Annotated in this window: 12 protein-coding genes and 1 pseudogene; 6 read left to right on the forward strand and 7 right to left on the reverse strand. The window is 68.1% G+C overall.

Annotated features, from left to right (window positions below; genetic code table 11):
• Nucleotides 1-288 (forward strand): hypothetical protein (locus tag LI94_RS23935; protein WP_192831002.1); only part of this gene is annotated, 288 nt, incomplete at its 5' end.
• 14 nt (nt 289-302) lie between these two features.
• Here the strand turns inward: LI94_RS23935 and ispF are convergent.
• From ispF to carD, 3 genes are read right to left on the reverse strand one after another with little or no spacing between them, the layout of a single operon-like run.
• The gene (gene ispF / locus LI94_RS18585) at nt 303-779 is read right to left on the reverse strand and encodes a 2-C-methyl-D-erythritol 2,4-cyclodiphosphate synthase (protein WP_046302113.1); all 477 of its coding nucleotides are present in this window, start codon (nt 777-779) and stop codon (nt 303-305) included.
• Complete coding sequence (gene ispD / locus LI94_RS18590) at nt 776-1,441, reverse strand: 2-C-methyl-D-erythritol 4-phosphate cytidylyltransferase (RefSeq protein ID WP_024442377.1); 666 nt, start codon at nt 1,439-1,441, stop codon at nt 776-778. The genes ispF and ispD overlap by 4 nt, the downstream gene beginning before the upstream one ends.
• Before the next feature lie 44 nt (nt 1,442-1,485).
• The gene (gene carD, locus LI94_RS18595) at nt 1,486-1,974 is read right to left on the reverse strand and encodes an RNA polymerase-binding transcription factor CarD (protein ID WP_024442376.1); all 489 of its coding nucleotides are present in this window, start codon (nt 1,972-1,974) and stop codon (nt 1,486-1,488) included.
• A 260-nt stretch (nt 1,975-2,234) separates the two neighbouring features.
• Between carD and LI94_RS18600 the strand changes: the two genes are divergently transcribed.
• Together LI94_RS18600 and radA are read left to right on the forward strand one after the other, a co-directional pair.
• Nucleotides 2,235-2,783, forward strand: coding sequence for a hypothetical protein (locus LI94_RS18600; protein WP_024442375.1), 549 nt, complete (start codon nt 2,235-2,237; stop codon nt 2,781-2,783).
• A 49-nt stretch (nt 2,784-2,832) separates the two neighbouring features.
• A complete protein-coding gene (gene radA, locus LI94_RS18605; RefSeq protein WP_024442374.1) occupies nt 2,833-4,239 on the forward strand; it encodes a DNA repair protein RadA in 1,407 nt (468 codons plus the stop codon).
• 7 nt (nt 4,240-4,246) lie between these two features.
• Here radA and LI94_RS18610 read toward each other — a convergent pair whose 3' ends face one another.
• Complete coding sequence (locus tag LI94_RS18610) at nt 4,247-5,011, reverse strand: hypothetical protein (RefSeq protein ID WP_046302114.1); 765 nt, start codon at nt 5,009-5,011, stop codon at nt 4,247-4,249.
• Between the two features lie 79 nt (nt 5,012-5,090).
• Nucleotides 5,091-5,720, reverse strand: a complete 630-nt coding sequence (locus LI94_RS18615) for a carbonic anhydrase (RefSeq protein WP_024442372.1) — start codon at nt 5,718-5,720, stop codon at nt 5,091-5,093.
• On the opposite strand from LI94_RS18615, the gene LI94_RS18620 reads away from it, so the two are divergent.
• Nucleotides 5,719-6,657 carry an A/G-specific adenine glycosylase gene (locus LI94_RS18620; RefSeq protein ID WP_024442371.1) on the forward strand — a complete coding sequence of 313 codons (939 nt, stop codon included), beginning with the start codon at nt 5,719-5,721 and terminating at the stop codon, nt 6,655-6,657. The two genes, LI94_RS18615 and LI94_RS18620, sit on opposite strands and share 2 nt — an antisense overlap.
• On the opposite strand, the gene LI94_RS18625 is transcribed toward LI94_RS18620, so the two are convergent.
• A complete protein-coding gene (locus LI94_RS18625; RefSeq protein WP_255351900.1) occupies nt 6,624-7,385 on the reverse strand; it encodes an alpha/beta hydrolase in 762 nt (253 codons plus the stop codon). The two genes, LI94_RS18620 and LI94_RS18625, sit on opposite strands and share 34 nt — an antisense overlap.
• A gap of 23 nt (nt 7,386-7,408) precedes the next feature.
• On the opposite strand from LI94_RS18625, the gene mhuD reads away from it, so the two are divergent.
• Both mhuD and LI94_RS18635 read left to right on the forward strand, forming a co-directional pair.
• A complete protein-coding gene (mhuD, locus tag LI94_RS18630) occupies nt 7,409-7,726 on the forward strand; it encodes a mycobilin-forming heme oxygenase MhuD (protein WP_024442369.1) in 318 nt (105 codons plus the stop codon).
• A 16-nt stretch (nt 7,727-7,742) separates the two neighbouring features.
• Complete coding sequence (locus LI94_RS18635) at nt 7,743-9,077, forward strand: serine hydrolase (protein ID WP_239651270.1); 1,335 nt, start codon at nt 7,743-7,745, stop codon at nt 9,075-9,077.
• 65 nt (nt 9,078-9,142) lie between these two features.
• On the opposite strand, the pseudogene LI94_RS18640 reads toward LI94_RS18635, so the two are convergent.
• Nucleotides 9,143-9,487: pseudogene (locus tag LI94_RS18640) on the reverse strand (NDP-hexose 4-ketoreductase); the annotation flags it as partial.

The raw sequence follows: 9,487 nt of genomic DNA on the forward strand, positions 1-9,487 counted from the left end.
GTGTATAAGAGACAGGATCTGCCTTTTGACCTGGGCAATATCGACTTCTTGTCCACCGTGGATCCCGACTTGGTGCTGGGGCCGACCGGGGACGCCATCGGTAACGCCCTAGCCGACACCGCGATCACCACTTCCGGTGCGCTGCTCGACACCCTGCCTGAGCTTGGCGCCGACATGGGCGCCGAAGCCGCCAACGCCGGCGCGGACGCCGGCGTTCAGATTGGTACGGCGGTGGCCACCGAGGTTCCGTGTGGCATCATCGGCGCGATCTTCGGCTTCGGCTGCTAAAGCCACCGAGCTGACTACTTAGGCACCACCAACGCGGTAGCCACCGCGGCCAGTCCCTCACCTCGACCGGTGAGCCCCAGGCCGTCGGTGGTGGTCGCCGACACCGAAACCGGTGCGCCCAGCAATTCCGACAGCAGCTGCTGCGCTTCGGCACGGCGCGGCCCCACCTTCGGCCGGTTGCCGATAACCTGCACCGCGGCGTTCCCGATCACGAACCCGCTCTCGGTGAGCAGCTCGCGCACGTGGCCGAGCATCACAGCACCGGTTACGTGCGCCCAGCGCGGCTCGTCGACGCCGAACACCGCCCCGAGGTCCCCCAACCCTGCCGCCGACAGCAGCGCGTCACACAGGGCGTGTGCGGCCACATCGCCGTCGGAGTGCCCGGCGCAGCCGTCGGCGCCGGGAAACAGCAACCCCAACAGCCAGCACGGTCGGCCCGGCTCGATCGGGTGCACGTCGGTGCCCAAGCCGACCCGCGGCAGCGCACTCACCTATTGACCACCGCCTCGGCCAGTACCGCGTCCAGCGCGGTGGTGATCTTGAAGGCCAAGGGATCGCCTTCGACCGTCTGCACTTGGCCGCCGACGTTCTCGACCATCGCGGCGTCGTCGGTGAACTGCGTGCCCGCACCGGCTTGCTGGTAGGCCCGCAGAAGCAGGTCGGCGGCGAAACCCTGTGGGGTCTGCACGGCCCGCAGGCCGGCCCGCTCGGGCGTGCCCAGGACCGTTCCATTCGCGTCGACCGCTTTGATGGTGTCGGCGACCGGCAATGCCGGAACGACAGCGCGGTACCCGGCATGCAGCGCCTCGACCACTCGGACCACCAGTCCGGGCGGAGTCAACGGACGTGCGGCATCGTGGACCAGCACGAAATCGGGCTCTCCGGTGGCGGCCAGCGCCAGCCGAACGGAATCGACGCGGTCTGCACCGCCGGCGACCACGGTCACGGTGCCACCGAGGATCAGCTTGGCCTCGTCAGTGCGATCCGGCGGCACGGCGACCACGACCTGGTCGATCACCCCGGACTCGCGCAGGCCTGCTACGGCGCGCTCAACCAGCGTCACGCCGCCCAGCAGGAAGAATGCCTTCGGTATTCCCGCACCCAGCCGCCGACCCGAACCGGCGGCCGGCACCACGGCTACTGTGCTTGGCACCGGACCCCCGGTCGCTCAGAACGACGCGGTAAGGACACTGCGGTTCAGGACGCTGCGGCCAGCACCTCGTCGAGGATGGTCTCCGCCTTGGCGTCATCGGTGTTCTCGGCCAGGGCCAGCTCACCGACCAGGATCTGGCGCGCCTTGGCCAGCATCCGCTTCTCACCGGCGGACAGGCCACGCTCCTGGTCACGCCGCCACAGGTCACGAACAACCTCGGCTACCTTGTGCACATCGCCGGAGGCGAGCTTCTCCAGGTTGGCCTTGTAACGCCGCGACCAGTTGGTCGGTTCTTCGGTGTGCGGGGCCCGCAACACTTGGAAGACCTTGTCCAGACCTTCCTGGCCGACAACGTCACGCACACCGACATATTCGGCATTTTCAGCGGGAACTCGAACAGTGAGGTCGCCCTGCGCCACTTTGAGGACCAGATAGTCCTTTTGCTCGCCTTTGATGGCCCGGGTTTCAATCGCCTCGATCAACGCTGCACCGTGGTGTGGATATACGACGGTGTCTCCGACCTTAAAGATCATCTGATTTGAGCCCCTTTCGCTACCCCATACTAACACGGCGCCCCAACACCCGACCACCAACGGTGCAGGTCAGGGGCACTGCGACCCCGGGAGGGGGGTTGACATCACGGCGGAAGCGTGCTGGGTCGAACCTGATCGGAGCCTGATCAGGGCTGGTCGACGGGGGTCGTGGGCGACCGGTAACCCTGCGCTACCGCCGGCAGATGGTTGCTACTACAGTGCATAGTCACAAGTCGCGACAGCCGAGCAGGAGACCACACGTGAACTCGTTCAACAGGGCCTTCAACAAGGCTGCGATCGCGCTGATCGCGGCAGCGGCGCTGGCCGGTTGCGGTACCGGTCAGATCTCTCAGACCGCTGACCAGGCGTCCGCGGTCAATGGGGCCTCAGCCGACGTCGGCGATCTGGCCCTGCGCGACGTACGCATCCAGGCGACCCAGACCGGCGACGCGTTGGAGCCTGGCCAGACCGTCGACCTGGTGTTCGTGGTCAGCAACCAGTCACCCGACTCCAATGACGAGCTGAGCGACATCAGGACCTCGATCGGCAAGGTGTCACCGACCGGCAGCAAGACCGTGCCCGTCGGCGGCGTCCTGGTGGTCAGCGCCCCGGCCGGCCCCGACCTGCCGACGGCACCCGCCGCCAAGGCGCTGCCCGAGGTGGCTAACGCCAACACCGCCACTGCGACGGTGACCCTGGACAAGGCGATCCGCAACGGGCTCACCTACGACTTCACCTTCGACTTCAAGAAGGCCGGTGAGGTGCGCGTGGACGTGCCGATCTCGGCCGGACCTCTTTCGCACCACTGACGCAGCCGTCGCGGCAGGCACTGTCGGACCCAGGCGATACGGTCGCCGAGTGGCCAAGGCACGTTCGCTCTTTCGCTGTTCGGAATGCGGCAACACCACCGCCAAGTGGCTGGGCCGCTGTCCGGAGTGCGGCAGCTGGGGCGGCATCGACCCGGTAGGCGAAGCGGCAGCACCGGCAGGTGGGCTACGGCCGGCGACACCGGCCCGGCCGGCGGTGCCGATCAGCTCCATCGAGGCCGGTCGCGCACGACCGGCGCCGACCGGCGTCACCGAACTCGACCGGGTGTTGGGCGGCGGGGTGGTCCCCGGCTCGGTCACCCTCTTGGCCGGCGATCCCGGTGTCGGCAAATCGACACTGCTGCTTGAGGTTGTTCACCGCTGGGCGCTGGCCGGGCGCCGGGCGCTGTACGTCTCCGGGGAGGAGTCCGCGGGGCAGATCCGGCTGCGCGCCGAGCGCACCGGATGCACCCACGACGAGATCTACCTGGCCTCCGAATCTGACCTGCAGACGGTGCTGGGCCACATCGAGGCGGTACGGCCCACCCTGGTGGTGGTCGATTCGGTGCAGACTGTGGCTGCCGCTGACACCGACGGCGTGGCGGGCGGGGTCACCCAGGTGCGGGCCGTGACGGCCGCGCTGACCGCAGCCGCCAAGAGCGCCGATGTGGCGCTGGTCCTGGTCGGGCACGTGACCAAGGACGGCGCGATCGCGGGCCCACGTTCACTGGAGCACCTCGTCGACGTGGTGCTGCACTTCGAGGGTGACCGCAACTCGGTGCTGCGGATGGTGCGGGCGGTCAAGAATCGTTTCGGCGCTACCGACGAGGTGGGCTGTTTCCTGCTCCGTGATGACGGCATCGAGGGAATCGCCGACCCGTCCGGGCTGTTCCTGGAGCAGCGCAGCGAGCCGGTGCCCGGCACCGCGATCACCGTCGCACTGGACGGCAAGCGCCCGCTGATCGGCGAAGTGCAGGCGCTGCTGGCCAAACCGGCGGGCGGCTCGCCGCGCCGGGCAGTCAGCGGCATCGACCACGCCCGGGCCGCGATGATCACCGCCGTGCTGGACAAACACGCCGAGCTTCCGATCGCGGCCGGCGACATCTACCTGTCCACGGTGGGCGGTATGCGTTTGACTGATCCGTCTACGGATCTGGCTGTCGCCATCGCGCTGGCATCGGCCTATGCGGACCTGCCGCTGCCGGCGACCACCGTGGTGCTGGGCGAAGTAGGCCTCGCAGGTGACCTGCGCCCGGTCAGCGGGATGGACCGGCGGCTCGCCGAGGCGGCCCGGCTCGGATTCACCACCGCGTTGACTCCCCCGGGTGCTCCGGCAACCGTGGGTGGCCTGCGTACGGTGCCGGCCGCCAACATCGTTGCCGCGCTGCACCACCTGGTCCAGATCGCCGACCGGCGCGGCGGTCATGTGGCACCGCCGCAGCTACTGGACCGGGCCTGACGGCGGTCTAGTTACCCGGCGGCGGCGCGTCCGGCGGGGGCATGTCCTGCCCCGGCGGCGGGACGTCCTGCGAGGGCTCGATAAGCATGAACGGAACCGTCGCGGATCTCAGGTTGCCGAGTTGGACGACGAGGTTGTAGGTCCCCGGTCCGATCGGTTGCCGCGGCAACGGGCACTGCGGTGCCGAGCCCATTCCGGTCCAGGTCACCGTGGTGGTGACCTGCTCGCCGGGGTCGAAGGTCTTCACCAGGGTCTCGTTGGACGGCGCGCAGTCCAGGTTCGACCACAGCCGCTGGTTGTCCAGCGAGTAGACGTAGGCAGCCAATACCGCGGCACCCACGTCCCGCTTGCAGGCCACCAAGCCGATGTTGGTGACCACCATGGTGAACTGCGGCTGCTCACCCACCGTGTACTGCGGGCCGGTCAGACCCTTGACCGCCAGGGTCGAGTCGGGACAGTCGTCGCCTTCCTTGAGCACCGGCGGTGGCGTCACCGCGGCGGTCGGGGTCGGCACCTGGGGTGGCGCCTGCTCCGCAGGAGCCACCACAGGCGTCTTGACCTCTTCAGGCGAGGGGTTCTGTGGCTTGGCGTGCTGCGCGGCGGTGGACTTCTTCCCGTCGGCATTGTCGGCACCGGCGTTGCTGCCGTGAACGACGCCGAAAATGATGGCCGACACGACTGCAATCACGATGAGCGCAATGCCCAGCGCGAGGCCACGTCGTCGCCAGTAGATCTGCGAAGGCAGCGGACCCTGCGGTTCCAAATCGAGCACGTTCTCACGGTAGGACGACCTCACCGCGAGTTGTTCGACCCGTCCCGGCGTGTCGTAGCCGCGTTGTGACCTTCGGGGACTATTCGGCGCCGTAATCGCCGATATCGCCGAGGTGCTCGCGGGCCTGCACTCGGCCGTCGGCCAGGTGGTAGGTGGCGCCGACGATCGCCAACGTCCCTGCCTTGATCTGGTCGGCGATGACCGTCGAGCGCGCAGCCAATTGCGTCACGGTCTCGTTGACGTGGCGGGTCTCGAACTCGTCGACACTGGTGAGGCCATCGCGGCGGCCCACCAAGATCGACGGCGTCACCCGTTCGACGATGTCACGCAGATAGCCGCCCGGCACCACGCCTTCGTCGAGGGCGGTCAAAGTGGCCTTGACCGCACCGCAGCTGTCGTGGCCCAGGACGACGATCAGCGGTACGTCGAGCACCGCCACACCGAACTCGATCGAGCCCAGCACCGCCGAGTCGATGACGTGGCCGGCGGTGCGGACCACGAACATGTCGCCGAGCCCCTGGTCGAAGATGATCTCGGCGGCCACCCGGCTGTCCCCGCAGCCGAACACCACCGCAGTGGGCTTCTGGCCGCCGGCCAGGGCAGCGCGCCGCGCGACATCCTGGCTGGGATGGCTGGGCTCGCCCGCGACGAAGCGCTCGTTACCCTCCTTGAGTGCTTTCCACGCTGAGATCGGGTTTGAATTGGGCATGCCCGACATTCTGCCTGTGAATCGCTCGCAGAGCGCCCCCAGGATCGAATTTCACCAGCTGTTCAACTGGTTCGCGGCCGCTGAACGTGATCTGCCCTGGCGGGCAGGCGATGTCACGCCGTGGCAGATCCTGGTCAGTGAGTTCATGCTGCAACAGACCCCGGTTTCGCGAGTGCTGCCGATCTGGCCGGACTGGGTAGCACGCTGGCCCACGCCATCGACCACGGCTGCCGCGACTCAGGCCGATGTACTGCGGGCCTGGGGCAAGCTCGGTTACCCCCGCCGCGCCAAACGGCTCCACGAATGCGCCACCGTGATCGCCCGCGACTTCGCCGATACGGTCCCCGACGACGTCGACACCCTGGAGCAGCTACCCGGGATCGGCAACTACACGGCACGCGCCGTCGCCTGCTTCGCCTACCGAAAGCCCGTTCCGGTGGTGGACACCAATGTGCGCCGGGTGGTGGCGCGCGCCGTACACGGTCAGGCTGACGCCGCAGCCCCCTCGACCAAGCGCGACAACGCCGATGTGGCCGCCCTGCTGCCCGAGCCCGACCGGGCCGCCAGGTTCTCCGCGGCGCTGATGGAGTTGGGCGCCATCGTGTGCACCGCGCGATCGCCACGCTGTGACGGCTGCCCGCTGCAACACAGCTGCAGCTGGCGGCTTGCCGGTTCGCCGCCAGGCACCGGCCCCAAAAGGCCGGCTCAACGCTATGCCGGCACCGACCGTCAGGCCCGCGGGCGACTACTGGATGTCTTGCGGGACAACGCCGTTGCGGTGACACGCGCCGACCTTGACCTGGCTTGGCCGGTAGACGCGGTGCAACGCGAACGCGCCCTGACCTCACTGCTGGGCGACGGCCTGGTGGAGCAGCTCGCCGACGGCCGCTTCGCGCTGCCCGGTCAGGACAGGAACGACTCGACGGCTTCGCGGTAGATCTGGGGCGCCTCGTCGTGCACCAGGTGGCCCGCATCGGGGACGTGCAGATAGGTGCTGTCCACCCCGAGACGGTGCATTTCTCGCATCTGCCCCGGCGGGGTCACCGAGTTGCCGGCCTCGATCAACAACGTTTCGCAGCGCACGTTCAGCCACTGCTCCCAGTAGTCGCGAGTGCCCCACTCTGCGGCGATCCGCAACCACCACTCAGGTCGGCCGTGCAGCCGCCACCCGGTCTCGGTGCGGTCGAAGGCTTCCAGGAAGTACCGCCCGGCGATATCACCGAATTCGGCGACCACCTGCTCGGCACTGGGGAACTCGATGGGCAGGGCACGCACCCACGGCTCCCACGGACCGGTGGTGCGGCCCCGGAAGTCCGGCGCCATGTCCTCGACCACCAGCGCGGAGATGAGCTCGGGATGCCGGGCGGCCAGGCACCACGAGTGCAATCCGCCCATCGAATGACCGATCAGCCGCACCGGGCCGGGCAACTGCTCGACGGCGACGGCCAGGTCGGCGACGAAGCGTTCGGTGGAGATCGGATGTGGGTCGGCGACCTCACGACCGCGATGCCAGGGGGCGTCGTAGGTGTAGACGGCACCCAGCCTGGTCAGCCACGGCAGTTGCCGCGGCCAGGTGGTGCCCCGGCCCATCAATCCGTGGACCAGCACCAGCGGCGCCCCGTGTCCCCCGCGGTAGGTCAGCAGCTCCGTCGACGCGATCCCCACCCGGGGCACGGTAGCCTAGGCCCATGTCAGTGGTGAAGATCAATGCAATCGAGGTGCCCGCCGACGCCGGGCCCGAACTGGAGAAACGGTTCGCAAATCGCGCGCACGCGGTGGAGAACCAGCCCGGTTTTCTTGGCTTCCAGCTGCTGCGCCCCGTCAAGGGCGACGACCGCTACTTCGTCGTGACGCACTGGGAGTCCGACGAAGCGTTCCAGGCCTGGGCACAGGGGCCGGCCGTCGAGGCTCACGCCGGGCAGCGGGCCAAGCCGGTGGCGACCGGAGCATCGTTGCTGGAGTTCGAGGTCGTGCTTGACGTCGCCGGAACCGCCGCACAGGCATAGCCCCGTGTGGCGCCACCTGGCGGCATGGACGACCGCGCTGACCCTGGTTCCCCTTGCCGCCGGTGCAGCCGCCGGCTGCGCTCCTTCCCCCGCATCTCCCGCCGACGCCGGTTCCGACAGCGGCGTGACGATTTCGACCAAGACTCCGCCGGGCCTGCGCGCTAAGCAGACCATGGACATGCTGAACTCCGATTGGCCGATCGGTCCGATCGGGGTGGCGACCCTGGCCGCACCGGACAAGGTCGAGCAGGTGGTCGCGACCATGGAATCGCTGTGGTGGGACCGGCCGTTTCACCTCGACAGCGTCGACATTCGAGCCGGCGCGGCGACCCTGCACCTGACCACCTCGTACGGTGCCCGCCAAGACATCAGGCTTCGCACCGACGACAACGGCATGGTGGACCTGTTCAAACCGACCACCGAGGCTCCGACCATCGGCTCCTGGCATGACCTCGATGCGGTGCTGAACAAGACCGGCGCACGCTACTCCTACCAGGCGTCGCGGATCGAAGGTGGCCTCTGTAAGCCGATCGCCGGCGCCAACACCACCCAATCCCTGCCGCTGGCATCGATCTTCAAGTTGTATGTGCTGTTGGCGGTGGCCAACGAGGTGACGGCCGGGACGTTGTCGTGGGACGACCCGCTGACCATCACCGCCCGGGCCAAGGCGGTCGGCTCGTCCGGCTTGGAGGAGCTGCCCGACGGCGCCCATGTCTCGGTGCGCAGGGCGGCCGAGAAGATGATCGCCACCAGCGACAACATGGCCACCGATCTGCTCATCGGCCGGGTGGGCACCCGAGCGGTCGAGCGTGCCCTGGCCGCGGCCGGTCACCACGACCCGGCCAGCATGACGCCGTTTCCCACCATGTACGAACTGTTCTCGGTGGGCTGGGGCAAGCCCGATCTGCGCGAGCAGTGGCAGCACGGCTCACCGCAGGAACGGGCAAAGCTGCTGAAGCAGGTCGATTCCCGGCCCTATGAGCCGGACCCGATTCGCGCGCACATCCCGGCGTCCGCCTACGGCGCCGAGTGGTACGGCAGCGCCGAGGACATCTGCCGGGTACATGTCGCCCTGCAGAGCGCTGCGGTGGGCAAGGCAGCACCGGTCCGGGAGATCCTGTCGGCGGTACGTGGCATCGATCTGCCGCGTGCCGACTGGCCCTATATCGGCGCCAAAGCCGGCGGTCTGCCCGGCGATCTGACCTTCAGCTGGTACGCCGTCGACCGAGGCGGTCAGCCGTGGGTGGTCAGCTTCCAGCTCAATTGGCCGCGTGATCACGGCAAGAGCGTCGGCAGCTGGATGCTGCAGGTCGCCAAGCAGGCGTTCGGCCTGCTGCCAACGCAGCACTAGCGACGAGCAGACGCGAAAGCCCCCAATTCCTTACGGAAAAGGGGGCTTTCGCGACTACTCGGCAACTATTCCGCGGTCGGCGCACCGGCCTTGGCCAGGTCGGCCGACTCCTCAGCCGGCTTCTGGCTGCCGGCGAAGGTGAACACCGCGTTCTCATGCGCACCCTCGCCGTCCCAGTTCTCCACATCGACGGTGACCAGCTGACCAGGACCCAACTCTTCGAACAGGATCTTCTCCGAGAGCTGGTCTTCGATCTCGCGCTGGATGGTGCGCCGCAGTGGACGCGCACCCAGCACCGGGTCGAAGCCGCGCTTGGCCAGCAGTGACTTGGCCCTGTCGGTCAGCGCGATGTCCATGTCCTTGGCCTTGAGCTGCTTGGCCCTGTCTCTTATACACATCTCCGAGCCCAC

The sequence above is a fragment of the Mycobacterium sp. UM_Kg27 genome, from assembly GCF_000972905.1.
Classification (GTDB): domain Bacteria; phylum Actinomycetota; class Actinomycetes; order Mycobacteriales; family Mycobacteriaceae; genus Mycobacterium.